At 67.6% G+C, this 15,974-nt stretch carries 16 protein-coding genes; 6 read left to right on the top strand and 10 right to left on the bottom strand.

What is annotated here, in order from left to right; all coding sequences use genetic code 11:
* Positions 1 to 101: 101 nt before the first annotated feature.
* The 6 genes from Q0R23_RS08275 (at position 102) to Q0R23_RS08245 (ending at position 5,326) form a co-directional block, all read left to right on the top strand.
* Positions 102 to 584, top strand: coding sequence for a GNAT family N-acetyltransferase (locus tag Q0R23_RS08275; RefSeq protein ID WP_293912019.1), 483 nt, complete (start codon positions 102 to 104; stop codon positions 582 to 584).
* 135 nt (positions 585 to 719) lie between these two features.
* Positions 720 to 1,127, top strand: a complete 408-nt coding sequence (locus tag Q0R23_RS08270) for a hypothetical protein (RefSeq protein WP_293912017.1) — start codon at positions 720 to 722, stop codon at positions 1,125 to 1,127.
* 309 nt (positions 1,128 to 1,436) lie between these two features.
* Positions 1,437 to 2,276 (top strand): DNA-formamidopyrimidine glycosylase, encoded by an 840-nt coding sequence (locus Q0R23_RS08260; protein WP_293912015.1) that lies wholly within the window; start codon positions 1,437 to 1,439, stop codon positions 2,274 to 2,276.
* Between the two features lie 199 nt (positions 2,277 to 2,475).
* A complete protein-coding gene (pdxH, locus tag Q0R23_RS08255; protein ID WP_293912014.1) occupies positions 2,476 to 3,132 on the top strand; it encodes a pyridoxamine 5'-phosphate oxidase in 657 nt (218 codons plus the stop codon).
* A gap of 225 nt (positions 3,133 to 3,357) precedes the next feature.
* Positions 3,358 to 3,870 carry a hypothetical protein gene (locus Q0R23_RS08250; RefSeq protein WP_293912013.1) on the top strand — a complete coding sequence of 171 codons (513 nt, stop codon included), beginning with the start codon at positions 3,358 to 3,360 and terminating at the stop codon, positions 3,868 to 3,870.
* A 166-nt stretch (positions 3,871 to 4,036) separates the two neighbouring features.
* Positions 4,037 to 5,326: an SPFH domain-containing protein gene (locus Q0R23_RS08245; protein WP_293912012.1), complete on the top strand. Its 1,290-nt coding sequence runs from the start codon at positions 4,037 to 4,039 to the stop codon at positions 5,324 to 5,326.
* A 271-nt stretch (positions 5,327 to 5,597) separates the two neighbouring features.
* On the opposite strand, the gene Q0R23_RS08240 is transcribed toward Q0R23_RS08245, so the two are convergent.
* From Q0R23_RS08240 to Q0R23_RS08195, 10 genes are all read right to left on the bottom strand, one after another.
* Complete coding sequence (locus Q0R23_RS08240) at positions 5,598 to 6,086, bottom strand: DinB family protein (RefSeq protein ID WP_293912010.1); 489 nt, start codon at positions 6,084 to 6,086, stop codon at positions 5,598 to 5,600.
* Between the two features lie 16 nt (positions 6,087 to 6,102).
* Positions 6,103 to 7,356 (bottom strand): dihydroorotase, encoded by a 1,254-nt coding sequence (locus Q0R23_RS08235; protein WP_293912008.1) that lies wholly within the window; start codon positions 7,354 to 7,356, stop codon positions 6,103 to 6,105.
* A 31-nt stretch (positions 7,357 to 7,387) separates the two neighbouring features.
* On the bottom strand, positions 7,388 to 8,065 hold the full coding sequence (locus Q0R23_RS08230) for a metallophosphoesterase (protein ID WP_293912007.1): 678 nt from the start codon (positions 8,063 to 8,065) through the stop codon (positions 7,388 to 7,390).
* Positions 8,062 to 8,568, bottom strand: coding sequence for a hypothetical protein (locus Q0R23_RS08225; protein ID WP_293912006.1), 507 nt, complete (start codon positions 8,566 to 8,568; stop codon positions 8,062 to 8,064). The genes Q0R23_RS08230 and Q0R23_RS08225 overlap by 4 nt, the downstream gene beginning before the upstream one ends.
* A 396-nt stretch (positions 8,569 to 8,964) precedes the next feature.
* The gene (locus tag Q0R23_RS08220; protein ID WP_293912005.1) at positions 8,965 to 9,900 is read right to left on the bottom strand and encodes an aspartate carbamoyltransferase catalytic subunit; all 936 of its coding nucleotides are present in this window, start codon (positions 9,898 to 9,900) and stop codon (positions 8,965 to 8,967) included.
* Positions 9,897 to 10,463 (bottom strand): bifunctional pyr operon transcriptional regulator/uracil phosphoribosyltransferase PyrR, encoded by a 567-nt coding sequence (gene pyrR / locus Q0R23_RS08215; protein WP_293912003.1) that lies wholly within the window; start codon positions 10,461 to 10,463, stop codon positions 9,897 to 9,899. The genes Q0R23_RS08220 and pyrR overlap by 4 nt, the downstream gene beginning before the upstream one ends.
* A 276-nt stretch (positions 10,464 to 10,739) precedes the next feature.
* A complete protein-coding gene (locus tag Q0R23_RS08210) occupies positions 10,740 to 11,258 on the bottom strand; it encodes a hypothetical protein (RefSeq protein ID WP_293912001.1) in 519 nt (172 codons plus the stop codon).
* A gap of 62 nt (positions 11,259 to 11,320) precedes the next feature.
* Positions 11,321 to 12,094, bottom strand: a complete 774-nt coding sequence (locus Q0R23_RS08205; RefSeq protein ID WP_293912000.1) for a response regulator — start codon at positions 12,092 to 12,094, stop codon at positions 11,321 to 11,323.
* Positions 12,095 to 12,305: 211 nt separating this feature from the next.
* On the bottom strand, positions 12,306 to 15,137 hold the full coding sequence (locus tag Q0R23_RS08200) for a response regulator (protein ID WP_293911999.1): 2,832 nt from the start codon (positions 15,135 to 15,137) through the stop codon (positions 12,306 to 12,308).
* Between the two features lie 95 nt (positions 15,138 to 15,232).
* Positions 15,233 to 15,974 (bottom strand): methyl-accepting chemotaxis protein (locus Q0R23_RS08195; RefSeq protein WP_293911998.1); only part of this gene is annotated, 742 nt, incomplete at its 5' end.

Raw genomic sequence — 15,974 nt, 5'->3', positions numbered from 1 at the left:
GCGGAAAGTAGCAAGTGAAGGGTGAGGGGAATGGTGGGGTGAGCCGAGCGGCATCACCGCAAGGTGGCGAGCTGCTCCCCTTGCGCTATGGGGACGCTGCTATGACGCCTGCTGAAACGCTGACCTTCGGTCCAATGCGGACATCCCAGGACGCTGCCGCCTTCCGGGCGCTCAACGAAGAGTGGATCAGCCAGATTTTTTCGCTGGAACCCGAAGACATCCGGCTGCTGGGCGATCCGCAGACGCACATCATCGGGCGGGGTGGTCAGGTGTATCTGGCGCGTCTGGGTGAACGGGTGGTCGGCTGCGCAGCGCTGGTGCCGGTGCAGGGCGGCGTGTTCGAACTATCGAAAATGTCGGTGGACCCGACCCTGCGCGGCCAGGGGCTGGGCCGTAAGCTGCTGGAGTACGTCATGGCTCAGGCCCCGGCGCTGGGCGCGGCCAGCCTCTTTCTGGGCAGCAGCACCAAGCTCCCCAACGCCGTGCGTCTTTACGAGTCGCTGGGCTTCTTGCACTTCCCGCCTGAGCGGAGGCCCGACCTACCGTATGTGCGGGCCGATGTGTTCATGGAAAAGGTGCTGTAGGAGAGGCGTGTACCAGGGGCGTAGCGTGGGGCGTGGGACGGGCGAACCGCCGAAACACAGCAGTTGCCAGGTCCGTTGCCCCCTCCTCCTCTCCATCAGCCATGTGCCACCCCCACCCGGCGCTAAACTGCTTTCATGAACGCCAAGGTTCCCCGTTTCATCGCCGCTCTGGTCGCGGGTCTGGGCACCGCGCTGATCCTCTACGGCGTGTTTTTATCGGACGGCAGGCCCTTTCCGTATCACCACCGCTTCGCGGACGCCGCTTTGGCTTTCAACATGATTCCCGTCGAGCTGCTGGGCGGCGCCCTCATCGGCTGGATGGTCTATTGGCTGTTCGGCGGGCGGGCGACCCAGGCGGCCCGGAGTGACATTCAGGAGCGGATGGTGGAGCGCTTCGCACACCGCCGGGGCGGGCAGTTCACGCTGCCGGAGCTGGAAACGCAGTCGCCGCTCAGCCCCGAACAGGCCAGAGCCGCCGTCGCCACGCTGAGCGCCCAGGGTCGCCTGAGCGTGGACGGCGAGACGTACCGCCTGAATGCCTGAGCCCCGGCATGGTGCCCCCTCCTGAGCGTCCCAGACGGTCTGTTCGATCTGGCCATCAACCGGGCCGCTAACCTGCTGCGCGGCCTACCCAGTGCCGGACGCGCCGCCGCCCTGGCCGAGTGGCACGCCCGCACCCGCTTCGCCCGCCGTGTGCCGCTGGAACAAATCTGGCACTGTCTGGACGCTCGCCCTGACGGTGAATACTACTGGGCTGGTGGGCCGGACGGGACATGGCAGCCGGGCAAGGCCGCCTTCCCGTGACAGGTGGCCGTAACGGTGTTCGTCCTTCTCTGGCGCTAGCCTGAGCGCATGCCCGAACTGCCGGAAGTCGAAACCACCCGCCGCAAGATTGAGCCGCTGCTGGTGGGCCGTGTCCTGACCCGTATCGAACACGACGCGCCGCACAAATACCTGGGCACCCACCGCGCCGAGGGCCGCACCGTCACCGGAATAGGGCGGCGGGGCAAGTACCTGCTGCTGCAACTGGCGGCGAGCGAGGCCGCCGAGGATGAGACCAACGCTGAATATAGCGGCCCGCTGGAACTGCTGGTTCACCTGGGCATGACCGGCGGCTTCCGGCTGGAGCACGGCAAGCACACCCGCGTCACGCTCCACACCGACGAGGGCGCCGTCTACTTCAACGACGCCCGGAAATTCGGCAAGGTGGCGGTGGTCCGGCCCGGTGAGTACGCCGCCTTCCCGACCCTGCACGGCATGGGGCCGGAACCGCTGTCGGACGACTTCAGGGAGGCCGACTTCGTGAAGCTGGCCGCCAGTGCAGGCGCGGTCAAGCCCTGGCTGTTGTCGCAAAAGCCGGTGTCGGGCGTGGGCAACATCTACGCCGACGAGAGCCTGTGGATGAGCCGGTTGCACCCGGCCCAGACGAGGCTCAGGCCCGCCGAGGCGAGGAAGCTGTATGCCGCCGTCCGCGAGGTCATGGCGGCGGCGGTGGCGGCGGGCGGCAGCACCTTAGGTGACGGCACTTACCAGCAGCACGACGGTGAGGCCGGGTTGTTCCAGCTCCGGCACCACGCTTACGCCCGGAACGGAACGCCGTGTGACCGCTGCGGAGTGACGATAGAAAAGATCGTGCTGGCGCAGCGGGGGACGCATTTCTGTCCACATTGTCAGGTTTTGAAAGCGAGGTAGGGAGGTGGGGCGCGGTGGGAAGAGGTTCAGCCCGAAGAAGTGGACAACCGAAACACAGTCACCCTGAGCGCAGCCGAAGGGTCTGGCGAAGTGGCCCCCGCCGCGCCCAGGACATCGTTTTGCCGGGGATGGCCTGAGCTTGCCCGCTTCGTAGCCCATCTCCCTCCCGTGCTGGCCCCCACTGTGCCACCCTGAATACATGTCCGACACCATCCCCGACCTGACCGAGAAGCGTATTTCGTACACGCGGGGCGAGTTGCGCCGCAGTGACCTGCACGCCGACCCGCTGGCGCAGTTCCAGCAGTGGTTCGCCGGGGCGCTGGAAGGCCAGATGATCGAGCCCTACGCCCTGAGTCTGGCGACGGCCAATGCCGCCGGGCGGCCCAGCGTGCGGACGGTGCTGTTGCGCGGCGTGGACGAGCGCGGGCTGAGCTTTTATTCCAACTACGACTCGCACAAGGGCCGTGACCTCGCCGCCAATCCGCAGGCCGAGCTGCTGTTCTTCTGGCCGGATATCGAGCGCCAGGTGCGGGTCTACGGCTCCGTTGCGAGGCTCAGCGACGAGGAATCCACCGCCTATTTCCACGTCCGGCCCCGCGAATCGCAGCTCGCCGCCCACGCCAGCGACCCGCAGAGCGCCCCGATTGAGGGCCGCGCCGCGCTGGAAGCCAAATTCGCTGCTCTGGAAGCGCGGTTTCCGGAAGGGTCGAGCATCCCCAAGCCCGGCTTCTGGGGCGGTTACCGTCTGGCGCCGCAGGAGTGGGAATTCTGGCAGGGCCGACCCAACCGCATGCACGACCGCTTCGTGTACCGGCGAGGCGGCGAGCACTGGACCACCACCCGCCTGATGCCGTAAGTCGACACGAGCTGTCACCCTGAGCGCCGCCGAAGGGCCTCCCGACCTCGCGCCGGACGGCAGCGGCACATCAGGCGTTTCGGTACGACATAAGGCGGACCTGCCACGCCAGATCCCTCAGGGCGTTCAGAACAAGGGCGAGCAAGCCGAAGCGGTCACCGGCGCCCCATCCCCCGACGCGCAACTTATCGCCGCTGAGCCGCGTATCAGTGCTCAGGAGGCGGCATGTTGTACCTGTTTTGTCTCATCGTGGGCGGCGGTTTGATGGCGCTCTCGGTCTTCGGTGGTCATGACCACGACCTCGGCGCGGACCATGCGGGCGTGGACCACCCGGCAAGCGACATCGCCAGCTTCTTTTCGCTCCGGTCGCTGACCAGTTTCGCGGCTTTTTTCGGGCTGGGTGGCCTGGCGGCGGCGGGGCTGGGGCTAGGCGGCGTGGCCCAGTTGGCCTTCGCGCTCGTCTGCGGCCTGCTGGTCGGCACCTTCGCGGCGGTGGCGCTGCGGCTGGCGCGTCGGCACGGCAACCTGGGCACCCACTCAGCCGCCCTGGAAGGCCGGGTCGCTCAGGTACTGGTCGCGCCCGCCGCCAACCGGCCCGGCAAAGTCGAGCTGACCATCGAGGGCCAGTTGCAGCAGCGACTGGTCCGCAGCGAGGACGTGCTGCGCCCCGGCGATCAGGTCATCGTCGTCGGCGACCAGGGCGGTCTGCTGGACGTGCGGGCCTGGAGCGGGACGTGAGGACGTTTCGTCCGGATGCTACCCGACATGCCCGGCAGCCCGTCTGGGAGCGCTGGGTCTGGGAGCACTGGATCTGGGAGTGCTGGGGTCTGCCGCCGCCCGCTGAGGCCCGGCTTGGCGCGGCGCTGGTGAACCTTCCTCTTCAACTGATTATTCGAGGCTTTTCATGACTGGAACTATTGTGCTGGCCGCCATCGTGCTCATCGGTTTTGTCATCGTGCTGATGACCATTCAGGCGCTGCTGCTGATCGTGCCGCCCAACCGGGTGCTGGTCATCTCAGGCCGCTCACGCACCACCAAGGAAGGCGATTCGGTGGGCTACCGGGTCATTCGCGGCGGTCGGGCCTTCCGGGTGCCCATGCTCGAACGGGTGGCCTGGATGGACCTGACCACCATTCCGCTCGACCTGCACGTCGAGAACGCCTACAGCAAGGGCGGCATCGCGCTGAGCATCCACGCCGTCGCCAACGTCAAGATCAATGCCCAGGAACCGCAGCTCTCCAACGCCATCGAGAGATTCCTGGACGTGGACCGCAAGGCGCTGACCAGCATCGTGCGCGACACCCTGGAGGGCAACCTGCGCGGCGTGGTCGCCACCCTGAGCCCGGAGCAGATCAACGAGGACCGCCTGAGTTTCGCCGAGGGGCTGATCGTCGAGGCCGAGCACGACCTGGGCAACCTGGGCATCAAGCTCGATACGCTCAAAATCCAGAACGTCTCGGACGCCAGCGGGTATCTGGGCAGCATCGGGCGCCGCCAGACCGCCGAGGTGCTCAAGGAAGCCCGCGTGGCCGAGGCCGAGCGCGACGCGGAGGCCACCCAGGCCGAGGCCCAGGCCCGGCAGCGTGCCCAGGTGGCCCAGGCCATCAGCTCGCAGACGGTGCTGGAGCAGCAAAACCTGTTGCGCATCCGCACCGCCGAGCTGAGCGCCGTGGCCGCCTCTAAGGAAAATGAGGCTCAGGTGACCGCCGAGCGTGCCCGCGTGGTCGCCGAGCAGCAGCTCGAACAGGAGCGCGTGATTCTGAACGCCAAGCGCTACGAGGCCGACATCGTGGCCCCGGCGCGTGCCCGGCGCGAGGCGAAGTTGCTCGAAGCCCAGGCCGCCGCCGCGCCCATCATCGAGGAGGGCCGCGCCAAGGCCGAGGCCGTCCGGCTGATGACCGAGGCCTTTCGTCAGGCGGGCAGCGAGGGCGAACGGGCCTACGTGCTCAACATGCTCCCCGGCATCGTCTCCGAGTTCGCCCAGAGCGTGCGCGGCATGCACATCGACAAGCTGACGGTGCTCGATTCGGGGTCGGGCCAGGCCAGCCGCAACGCCATCGGGACGCTGCCCGCCAACATCATCTCGCTGATCGAGCAGGTCGAGAACGCCACGGGCGTGAACCTGCTCTCTGCCCTGCAACTGCGCGGCGCGGCCACCGTGACGCCGCCCCCCGTCAGCGCCGCCAACGACTGATACCAACTTAAGATGAGTCGAAGACGAATCCGAGCGGAGCGAGTATAAGCAATACGGGATGGCGGCGATGGAAGTCTATGTTGGCGCTTTTTCAACATAGACTGGAATCAGAGCAATCCCGTATGAGGGCGGGGGAGACGAAAGCCGGGGCGTGGGCTCCGGCTTTTTCATGAACTGGACTCTGATGGACACAATAAAAAACGCGCCCTCTCGGACGCTGATTGGGAAAATATAGCTCGGTATGAGCCGAGAGTCAAATTTATGCAGTGGGTCAGCCAGCCGGATGGTTCGCCAGCAACTGCTCGATCAGTTTGAGCTGCCCCAGGTGATAGCCGATGTGCGCCAGGTCGTGCGCGACCACCCAGACGTCGCTGCGGCCTTGCGGCGGCAGAAAGCCCCAGCTCAGCATGCCCCGGCTGAGGTCGGTGGGATGGGGCGTGAGCGCTGAAGCGTCCAGGCCCCGCAGCGCCGGGTCCACCCGCGCCCGCGTGTCGGCGTAGCGGTCTTCAAGTTCGCGCAGGGTGCCATGCGTCCCGAATTCCTCGGCCCGGACGCGCCCAGTCGGTTGAGCGCCCACCACCTCCCCGATCCAGTAGCCCGCCGAGCCGAGCAGGTGATAGACGATGGTGTAGGCTGTGTTCTGGAGCCCGGCTGGCAGGACGTTCAGGCCCTCGTCTCCGATGGCGCGGGCGGTGTCCATGACCTGACCCAGCAGGGCGTCGGCCAGCGCATACATATCGTCAGCGAGGGGTATAGTCATTGTCGTCTCCTTGAGTTCAGGCTCGCCGGAAGGCGACGGCGCCGCCGACCACCGTCAGCACCGGCCAGCCGCGCAGCTCCTGCCCCGTCCAGGGGTTGAACTTGGCTTTACTCTTGAAGGTCTCCGGCTGCACCGGGCGCACGGTGTCGAGGTCGAGCAGGGTGAAGTCCGCTGCCTGACCCACTTCCAGCTCAGGCGCGGGCCAGCCGAGGACGCGGGCTACGTCCACCGTCAGCAGCTCCACCAGCTTCTGCAAGCCCAATCCTTTACCGAAATGCGTCCAAAGCAGCGGAAAGGCGATCTCGATATAGGCGATGCCCGACGGCGCTTCGAGCAGGTCGCGCTCCTTCTCGGCGCGGGTGTGCGGGGCGTGGTCGGTGGCGAGGCAGTCCACCGAGCCGTCCACCAGTCCGGCCAGCAGATACTCGGTGTCGGCCTGGGTTCGCAGCGGCGGGGCGACTTTGTACACGGCGTCGAAGCTCCGCAGCGCCTCGTCGGTCAGCAGCAGGTGGTGGGGGCAGACCTCGCAGGTGACGTTGACTCCCCGCGCCTTGGCCCCCCGCACCAGGTCCAGGGCGCGGGCCGTGCTGAGGTGCTGGATGTGCAGCCGTCCGCCGGTCATGGCGCAGATTTCGAGGTCGCGGGCGACGCGGGCCGCCTCCGCCGCCGCCGGGTTGCCGGGCAGGCCCAGCGCCTCGCTGACGGCCCCCTCGTTCATGACGCCGCCCGCCCGCAGGCCAGCGTCCTCGGCATGGACGCTGACCACCAGGCCCAGCGAGTGCGCGTATTCCAGCCCCAGGCGCAGCGTCCGGGCGTTCTCGTTGGTGCGCCCGTCGTCGGTGAACACGGCGGCTCCAGCTCCGGCCAGTAAGCTCAGCTCGGCCAGTTGCTCGCCGTTCTGGCCGCGTGTCAGGGCAGCGGCGGGGCGCAATCTGGCAAAGCCCAGTCGCCCGGCCTTCTCGATCAGGGCACGCACGATGGCCGGGTCGTCCACCACGGGCGAGGTATTCGGCATGCTGACCACCGTGCCGTAGCCGCCCGCCGCCGCCGCCGCGAGGCCGGAGGCCAGGTCTTCCTTCTGCTCCTGCCCCGGCTCGCGCAGGTGGGCGTGCGGCTCGATGAAGGCCGGAACGAGCGTGGCGCCGTTGCCGTCGATGATCTCGCCCTCTGGCTTGATATTCCAGCCCTTTATTAGACCGTTCTCGACGGTCAGCGTTTCGGATTTCTCGGAACCGGGGCGGCGGATATTGGTGATGGTGAGTGTGGGCATGGGGCCTCCTGGGAAGTCGAATTCATTCTGGCTATCGTTGATGCGGCGTTTCCGGGTAGAACACGACGGCCCGGCGCTCGGCGTCCCAGACGCAGAACTGGCCGGTTCTATAGCCGCCCAGATCGAGGTAGACCGTGCCCGTGCCCGCCAGATCGACGAGTGGAAACGGGTGAATCGAGTGCCCGTGAACCGAGTAGGTCAGATCGGGGAACAGGTTAGTGGGCAGCGGATGCACGCCCAGTTCCGGGTCGTCCCAGAGGTGGCCGTTGTCGAGTGGCGCGGGTGACGTGCCGAAGCTGGGGCGGGCGGCGTGGGCGCACAGCATCTGGCCCTCGGTGTGGTAGGGCAGCGCCAGGGCGGCGAAGCGCTCCATATCGCCGATGAAGTGATTCAGATTTTCGCCTGCCGCCCGGTACTGCGCGGCGACTTTGGCCTCGTGCTGACGAAACCAGAGTTCACGCGCCTTAGCTTCTAAACTCAGGCCCTCGTCACGGACCCAGAATTCATGGTTGCCTTCCAGCAGCACGGCCCGGCCTGCCTCGGCCAGTGCCAGGACGCCTTGCAGACACGTCCGCGAGTCCGGCCCCCGGTGAATCAGATCGCCGAGAACAATATACGAACGCTCCGGAAACGCCCTGCCGATCCACTCCAGAAAGTGCGGACAACCGTGCAGGTCGGGCACCACGATAGACGGACGCGGCCCGCTCACCATGTCACGTCCTCTACAAACCCGATAAACACTTCCACGTTGAAGGCGTCGTGGTAGCTCGCCAGGTCGGTTTCCAGGCTCAGGTAGCAGCGGCCCAGGTGCCACAGCGCCAGATGGTCGCTGCCGGTCAGCGCCAGCGGATAGCCCGGCGTACCGTAGCGTCCGGAGAAACGTGGCAGGCCGAATTCGGCTCTCAGTTCGCTCGCCAGCTCGGCGTGCAGCGACTCGAAGCGGGTGTAGAGCGAGTAGTAGCGGCTCCGGTCAGCGGGCTCGCGGTACGGCTGCGACTCCAGAAAGAAGTGAAAGAAGTTGCGCGAGGGCCGCAGCGCCGCGTCGGGCACGTTGGCGTGGGCGAAGTGGGCGAACTCACCCTGCCGCACGCCCGGCGTGAACCCATGCCTCAGCGCGAGCTGTTCGAGCGTGAGCGTGGACATCGCCGCCTCACGGAAGAGTCGGATACCGACCTGAAGGGCGTCGCGTGGACGGGGGCCAGGTGAGGCCATCAAGGGTTCACGACTGGAAGTGCTGGGAGGGGCGGTACCGGAAGAAACAGGTCATCTTTGGGAAACGTGAAACTGACTTCGGCTCGTCGCCCAGTCACCAGCGCCACGCTGATACTCGTCTTGCTCTGGGTCAGCGTGCAGCGCTTCAGGCCCAGTCCGGAGGGCGGTGAGGCGCCCAGCAGGCTCTCCCGGCAATCAACCCGGACGAGGCGGAGCCCGGTGGTGCGCCTGTGCCGTTCAGCCACACGAATGAGATCAGTCACGTACCTTGAGACGAGCACACTTTCCCGGTTCGGTTTGAGCACCGGCCCGGCAAACCCACTCGCTCCTTGCCAACAGAGGAGAGTCAGGACCGCCGTGAGCACTACCTGTGCCCGTTTCATGCTGCTCACTCCATCACGCCCGCCCTACCAGCAGGTGATACAGGGTGCTCATCCGCACCGCCTGCCCGTTTTCGACCTGTTGCAGAATGCGGCTGCGCGGCCCATCGGCGGCGTCCGAGCTGATCTCCACGTCGCGGTTCATCGGCCCCGGATGCATGACGATGGCGTGGTCGGGGGCGTAGCTCAGCAGCGTCTCGTTGACCTGATACTGCGCGGCGTAGTCCTGCAAGCTGCCGACGTACCCGGCGTCCATCCGCTCCTGCTGGAGTCGCAGGGCCATCACGGCGTCGGCGCCCCGCACGGCTTCGCGGGCGTCGGTGGTCAGGGTCACGCCGTCGGCTGCCAGCTCGCGGGGCAGCAGGGTGGCTGGACCGCACAGCACGACCCTGGCGCCCAGCTTGGGCAACAGCTCGGCGTTGCTGCGGGCCACCCGCGAGTGGCGCACGTCCCCGATGATCGCCACCGTTTTGCCTTCCAGGCTGCCGAATTCGCGCCGGATGGTGTAGGCGTCGAGCAGCGCCTGGGTGGGGTGCGCCCGGCGTCCGTCGCCCGCGTTGATGACCGGCTTGCCGCTGTAGCGGGCCACCAGATGCGCCGCGCCCGCTGAGGCGTGCCGCACCACGAAGGCGTCCACCTTGTAGCTGGTGAGCACCTCGATGGTGTCGCGGATGCTCTCGCCCTTGGAAACGCTGCTGCCCCCTGCCGCGAAGCTCACCACGTCCGCGCTCATTCGCCGGGCGGCCAGCTCGAAGCTGATGCGGGTCCGCGTCGAGTTCTCAAAGAAGGCCGTGCAGACGCTCAGCCCTTGCAGCGCGGGCACCTTTTTGACGGGCCGGTCCAGCACCTGACTCATGGTGTCGGCATTGTCCAGCAGGGCACTCAGGCGCTCGGCGCTCCAGTCCTGAAAGTCGAGCAGGTGGCGGGGGCGGGGTCCAGTCGCGGCGGTCATTGCTCGGCCCTCAGCCCGTCATTTCTCAGCTCGTCGATGTCCCACAGCTCCACGCTGTCGGTGCCGTCGGTCTCTTCGAGCCTGACTTTCACCAGCTCGGTCTTGGCCGTCGGCAGGTTCTTGCCCACGTAATCGGCGCGGATCGGCAGCTCGCGGTGGCCCCGGTCGATGAGCACCGCGAGCTGAATGCCTTCCGGGCGGCCTAGGTCGATCAGGGCGTCCAGCGCGGCCCGCACGGTGCGCCCGGTGTAGAGCACGTCGTCGACCAGAATCACCCGGCGACGGGCCAGGTCGAACGGCACCTCCGTCTCGCGGATGATCGGCTGACGGGCGATTTCGCTTAAATCATCGCGGTAGAGCGTGATGTCCAGGCGGCCCAGCGGCACGGCCACGCCTTCGAGTTCCTGCAACTTGGCGGCCAGCCGGGCGGCAATCGGGATACCCCTTGTATGCACGCCGATCAGCGCCAGGTTCTGGGCGCCCTTGTTGCGTTCCAGAATCTCGTGCGCGATGCGGGTCAGCGCCCGGCGCATCTCCTCGGCACTGAGAATCGAGGCTTTCATACCGTGACCCAAAAAAACGGGCCGTCCACGGCGTCGTGGCGGCAGGTTGAAGGTTCGTCGTTCATGGTGCTCCTTTCGGGCCTCACAGGACCAGGGTGGCCTCACAGGGCCGCAGGGAAGGGGCTGAGTTGTGGAAGAGCCTGAGTTGTGGAGGAGCCTGGACATCGGCGTCGCGTGGGCGCATTCAGACCGACCAGTAGCATAGCGCAGGTGAGGCGTCAGAACGGCGGCGCAACACCCGCCTTCCGGGGAGCGGGTGCGTATCGACAGACGGTTTCAGCTTTTTTTGAACAGCCGCATGGCTCCGCCCACCACAAAGCGAATCCCGTCCACGATCTTGTTCAGAAAGCGAATCAGCAGCGCCATCGCCCCGGCGATCAGAAAGATGGGAACGCGGGTGGTGCTGGTCGTGCCCGACGAGAGTGTTTGAGTCTGGTTGGTGTCCACGGCGAACTGGGCCTGATCCGAGCACAGGTCTAACTGTCCGGAGCCGGTGCCTCCTTGATCGGCCTGCCAGCGCCCGAACACACGGCCCAGCTCTCCTCTGGCCAGCCACAGAATCTCGGCGCCGCTGCTCTTGATGGTTTGGCTCTCCATACCCAGGCCGCCCAGCCAGGTATTGAGCGAGGCGCTGGCTACCGCCGGGTTGGAGTACTGAAAGCTGCGGTAGATCTGGCACGTCATGTCAGCGCTCCTGGCGGCCAGATCGAGGATTCCGCCTGTGCCTGCTGCCTGGGCGGGCACGAACCCCGGCAGCGTCTCCGGCAGGCTGGCAACCGGGGCGCCGAGACTCATGCTCCCCAAACTCAGACTCAGTGCCGTGGCGGGGAGGGTCGCCCACCGCCTTCTGAGCCACATCAATTCAGCCAGACGCCCGACGCCTGCCAGACCAGAAGCTGCTTGCTGGCTTCCAGCGAGTTGAACAGGCAGTACAGATACCCGTGCTGGTGCGGCACAAAGGACAGCACGCCCTCCTCGAACTGGAGATGCACCGCCTGCATCTTGCCCGCCTCGACGTGGCTGGCGGCGGTGATGCCCGCCGTGACGAAGAAGCGGGCGTAGGTGCCCAGAACCGCCTCCAGCGGGCGAATCTGGTACTCGCGCTCCTCGCCGTCTGAGCTGTAGAGCGCCGCCGAGAGCAGGCCGGGCAGACGGTCCAGGCCGCCCAGGTGTGAGGTCTGCGTGACGCGCACCGGTTCGTCGCCGTACTCGAATTCGCTGGGTTGAAGCTGCTCAGGCACGCGCTTGTACGGCTCGATGGCGGGCAGCAGCTCGCTGGGCGTGAAGGGTTTTTTGAGCACCTGATGGGCGCCGACGTGGCGGGCGTCTTGCTGGGTGATCTCATCGACCACGCCGCTCATCAGCAGCACCGGCACCTCCGGGCGTTCGTCGCGCAGCCTGCGGGCCAGGTCTATGCCGCTCAGGCCCGGCATCAGAATATCGGCCAGCACCAGGTCCGGCACCGGAGAGAGCATGGTCAGGGCCTGCTCGGCGCTGTCGGCCATGCGCACGTGGTAGCCGTGCGGCGTCAGAATGCGCTCCAGCGCCTTGCGAACGCTCACGCTGTCGTCGACCACCAGCACGGTAGTGAAGTGGGGGGGCTGCGTCAGGTGAGCGTCGGTTGGATTCATGAGGTCTCCAGGGCCAGGCGTGCGGGCCAGTCGGTGTCGGTCTGGTCAGTATGAGCGGTGTTGGGGGTGGGGGGTTCGGCGATCATCGGCCCGCCTTGTGGCCAGGCGACGACGAAAGCCCGCGACGGTGGCCAGGACATCGTTGACATGAACATAGTCGTTGACTTGAACACAGGCGTTGATGTAAACACAGGCGTTGACATAAACACAGTCAATCGTCACCTGCCGTCAACGGCGCGGCGACCACCGACGCCGTGACTGCCGACGCCGCGACTGCCGGTGCCGCGACGGCCTCGCCCGGCAGGGCCTGACTCAGCAGGGCGCTGAGCTGGCGCACCAGCACGCGCTCGCCGGTGGGTTTGGCCAGGTAGTCGTTGGCGCCCAGGTCCAGCGCCAGTCGCTGATGTTTTTCCCCGGCGCGGGTCGACATGACCACCACCGGCAGGCCCGTTGTCACCGGGCTGGCCCGCAGCGCCCGAATCAGCTCGAAGCCGTTGAGGCGCGGCATTTCCAGGTCGGTCAGCACCAGATCGGCGACCTCGCCCGACAGCAACCTCTCCAGGGCTTCCTGGCCGTCGCTGGCGGTGAGCACCGTGAACCCGGCGCGTTCCAGCGAGCGGCTGACGTGGCGCCGCACGCTCAGGCTGTCGTCGACCAGCAGGATGCGGGCGCCCACCGGGGCGGCGCGGCTGAGCCTGGCCGGGCGCAGCGGCTGCCCACGCAGCGCCGAGAGGCCCACCGGATCGAGCACCGGCACCGCCACGGCTTGCCCGGCGGCGTCGTTGATGGTGCTCAGGGCGCCCAGGTAGCCCAGGGCGCCCAACAGGCTGCCAGCGGGCCTGAGCACCACTTCCTCGATGTTCAGAAAGCGGTCCGCCAGGATGTCGAGGGTTTCCTGTGCTCCGTGTTCGTCCGCGACGCCCGGTAGGCTCAGCGTGGCGAGGTAGCGCTCGCCGCTGGCCGGGGGCTCGTTCCACAGGGTATTCAGGTCCACCGCGCCCGGAGGCCCGCCGCCCACCACGGCGCTCAGCTTGGTCACCTGCGAGGCCAGCACCGCGACCTGGAGGCGGCCCACCTGAATCAGCAGCACGTCGCCGATCTGCTGCGAGAGCGGAATGCGCAGATGTACCGTGGTGCCCTGGCCCGCAGCGCTGACCAGGCTCACGCGCCCGCCGAGGCGCCGGATAGCGGCCCGCACGGCGTCCATGCCCACGCCGCGCCCGGCCTCCTGGGTCAGCGACTGGGCGGTGCTCAGGCCCGGCAAAAACACCAGTTCGGCGAGCTGCGCGGGCGTGGCCACCGCCAGTTCGGCGGCGCTGAGGTGGCCCGATTGGAGGGCGCGTTCCTTCAGGGCACCCAGGTTCAGGCCCGCGCCGTCGTCGGCCACGCTGACGTCCAGGCTGCCGCCGCTCAGGCGCAGGGCCAGGCGAATCTGGAGCGGTGCGGGCTTAGCGCTGTGGGCTCTGGCCTCGGCGCCCTGCTGACCGTGGACGGCGGCGTTGGTCAGCAGGTGCAGCAGCGCCTCGCCGAGTGGCCCGGCCTGCTGGGCGTCGATGAAACTGTCCTCGCCCGAAATGTGCAGCTCCAGATCATCCCGGCGCTCGGCCCAGCGTTGCAGCGGGGCGAGGACGCGGGTCAGCGGCAGCAGCCGGGCGCGGCTGAGATCGGCGCGGAGCTGGCGAATCAGCTTTTCCAGGGCGGTGAGTTCCTCGGTAAACGTCGCTCTGGCTTCCAGGCTCTGGGCGCGAATTTCAGACAAATCGGCGCTCAGCTCGGTCACGGCGCGGGCCAGGATGTTCAGGTCGGTGTAGGTGTCGAGTTCCAGCGCCCCGAAGTCCGAGAGTCGGCTGTCGAGTTCGCCGGGCATCTCGGTGCTGCTGGCCTGCTGACTGGTCTCCTGCTGACTGTTCCCCTGCTGGTTGGCGTTCTGGGGCATCAGGTCGGGGTTGAGGTAGCGTTCCTCGAAGTTGCGAATGGTCCCCTGCACGCGGATGTGGGCGTCATCCAGGCTCACGCCCAGGGCCTGCTGGCGCACGCCGAAGCTGCTCAGGCGCGACCGGGCCGAGACCAGTCCGGCCACGTGGCCGAGCATGCTGTCGAGCTGTTCGCTGCCTACCCGGATGCTCAGGCGGGTGGGGGCCGCCATCTGGGTATCCGGCGTACTCAGCGTCGGCTCGGCCACCTGACCGCTCAGCAGCGCCGCCACGCTGCCTCTGAGCGAGGCGATGCGGGCGGTGGGCTCGGCCTCCAGTTGGCCCTCGGCGTGGGAGAGCACGTCCTGGGCGGTCGCCAGGCCCTCGCGCAGCAGCGGCAGCGCCCGCGCGAAGGTCATCCCGTCCTCGCGCACGCTGGCCAGCAGATCCTCCAGGGCGTGCCCGGTGTCGGCCAGGCTGGAGAGCCCGATCATGGCGCTGCTGCCTTTGAGGGTGTGGGCCGCCCGGAACAGCGTCTGGAGGTCGGGTTCGCTGGCGCTGAGGTTGTCGCTGAGCTGCGCGACCAGCTCGCTGGCCTCCGGGCCGAAATCCTCCCAGATGTCGGCGTTGGCGTGGGCGAAACTCTCCTGAGGCGCTTCTTCCTGGCTGAGCACTGCCGCCGGGCGCTCCTGGCGGGGCCGGGGGTGAGTGCGCAGCAGCTTCAGCAGCGAGGCCGGGCCACCCAGCTCGGCGAAGGTCAGGCCCACGTTGCCCTCGTCTTTGCCGTGCGAGAGGCGGGCGAGCGCCTCGTGAAAGCAGGTGCAGGCCCGCTCGGTAATTTCAGTGACCAGCACCACGGCGCTCTCGGCCAGCTCGCTGCGGCCCTGAAGCAGCCGTTCGAGCAGTCCGGCCAGGGCGGCGGTCTGCGGATGGCCGTAGAGCCCCGCCGTGCCCTGAAGGCGGTGGGCCAGCAGCCACAGGTGCGAGATCGCCTGCGACTGGGTGTCGGGCAGCCACAGGTCCACGGCGCCCTCTTCGAGCCCAGATACGACCTCGCGGGCGTCTTGCAGGTAGGTGGCCAGCATCTCGGCGTCCGGGTGCATCGGATTGGCGTCGGGGAAGAGCGTCATAGGCGGTGTCCTTTTGGTGCGGCTCAGCTTGATACGGCTTGCTGCGGCTCAGGTCAGTGCGGCTCAGGTCAGTGCGGCTCAGGGGTCGGTGCGGCTCAGGTCGGGAGCTGGAAGCGGGCCAGGCTGTCGTCGAGCTGCCGGGTCAGGGGCAACAGGCGCTCGGCGGCTTCGCGGCCCTGCTGCACGCTCAGACGCGACTGTTCGGCGACCTCACCGATCTGCGAGACCGCGCTGCCCATCTGCTCGATGCTGCTCACCTGTTGCCCGGTGGCGGCGCTGATGGCCTGCGCGAACTGGGCGGCCTCGGCGGACAGGCGGCCCAGCTCACCCAGACGCTCTCCGGCCATGCTGGCGACCTTGTAGCCCTGCTCGACCTCGCGGGTGCCGTCTTCCACGCTGGTGACCACCTCGCTGATCTCCAGTTGGACGGTGCGGATCAGCGAGGCGATGCGCCCGGTAGCCTCGGCGGAGGAGTCGGCCAGTTTGCGCACCTCGTCGGCGACGATGGCGAAGCGGGTGCCCGCCGTGCCTGCGCCCGCCGCCTCGATCGAGGCGTTGAGCGCCAGCAGGTTGGTCTGGCGTGAGAGCCGCGAGATGGTGTCCACGATCTCCTGAATTTCCAGCGATCTCTCACCCAGGGTCTTGATGCGCCGGGCCACGCCCTGGACCTCGCGGCGGATGTTCTGCATGCCGTCAAGGGTGCCGAGCACGGCTTCGCGGCCCTGCTGGGAGGCGGCCAGCGACTGCCGGGCCACCTCGGCGCTCTGCTGGGCGGCGGTGTTCATCTCGCGCATACCGGTGATGACGCCCTGGACCTGGGCGGCGACGCGGCGGGTT

The organism is Deinococcus sp. (genome assembly GCF_025362455.1).
Lineage (GTDB): Bacteria > Deinococcota > Deinococci > Deinococcales > Deinococcaceae > Deinococcus.
The sequence above is the reverse complement of the archived record's forward strand: the minus strand, read 5'-3'. Positions and strand labels throughout refer to the sequence as shown.

What these genes read in the sequence shown, in the direction of transcription:
- Q0R23_RS08275 (WP_293912019.1), top strand. Translation starts at nt 102, where the DNA reads ATGACGCCTGCTGAAACGCTGACCTTCGGTCCAATGCGGACATCCCAG.
- Q0R23_RS08270 (WP_293912017.1), top strand. Translation starts at nt 720, where the DNA reads ATGAACGCCAAGGTTCCCCGTTTCATCGCCGCTCTGGTCGCGGGTCTG.
- Q0R23_RS08260 (WP_293912015.1), top strand. Translation starts at nt 1,437, where the DNA reads ATGCCCGAACTGCCGGAAGTCGAAACCACCCGCCGCAAGATTGAGCCG.
- pdxH (WP_293912014.1), top strand. Translation starts at nt 2,476, where the DNA reads ATGTCCGACACCATCCCCGACCTGACCGAGAAGCGTATTTCGTACACG.
- Q0R23_RS08250 (WP_293912013.1), top strand. Translation starts at nt 3,358, where the DNA reads ATGTTGTACCTGTTTTGTCTCATCGTGGGCGGCGGTTTGATGGCGCTC.
- Q0R23_RS08245 (WP_293912012.1), top strand. Translation starts at nt 4,037, where the DNA reads ATGACTGGAACTATTGTGCTGGCCGCCATCGTGCTCATCGGTTTTGTC.
- Q0R23_RS08240 (WP_293912010.1), bottom strand. Translation starts at nt 6,086, where the DNA reads ATGACTATACCCCTCGCTGACGATATGTATGCGCTGGCCGACGCCCTG.
- Q0R23_RS08235 (WP_293912008.1), bottom strand. Translation starts at nt 7,356, where the DNA reads ATGCCCACACTCACCATCACCAATATCCGCCGCCCCGGTTCCGAGAAA.
- Q0R23_RS08225 (WP_293912006.1), bottom strand. Translation starts at nt 8,568, where the DNA reads ATGGCCTCACCTGGCCCCCGTCCACGCGACGCCCTTCAGGTCGGTATC.
- Q0R23_RS08220 (WP_293912005.1), bottom strand. Translation starts at nt 9,900, where the DNA reads ATGACCGCCGCGACTGGACCCCGCCCCCGCCACCTGCTCGACTTTCAG.
- pyrR (WP_293912003.1), bottom strand. Translation starts at nt 10,463, where the DNA reads ATGAAAGCCTCGATTCTCAGTGCCGAGGAGATGCGCCGGGCGCTGACC.
- Q0R23_RS08210 (WP_293912001.1), bottom strand. Translation starts at nt 11,258, where the DNA reads ATGAGTCTCGGCGCCCCGGTTGCCAGCCTGCCGGAGACGCTGCCGGGG.
- Q0R23_RS08205 (WP_293912000.1), bottom strand. Translation starts at nt 12,094, where the DNA reads ATGAATCCAACCGACGCTCACCTGACGCAGCCCCCCCACTTCACTACC.
- Q0R23_RS08200 (WP_293911999.1), bottom strand. Translation starts at nt 15,137, where the DNA reads ATGACGCTCTTCCCCGACGCCAATCCGATGCACCCGGACGCCGAGATG.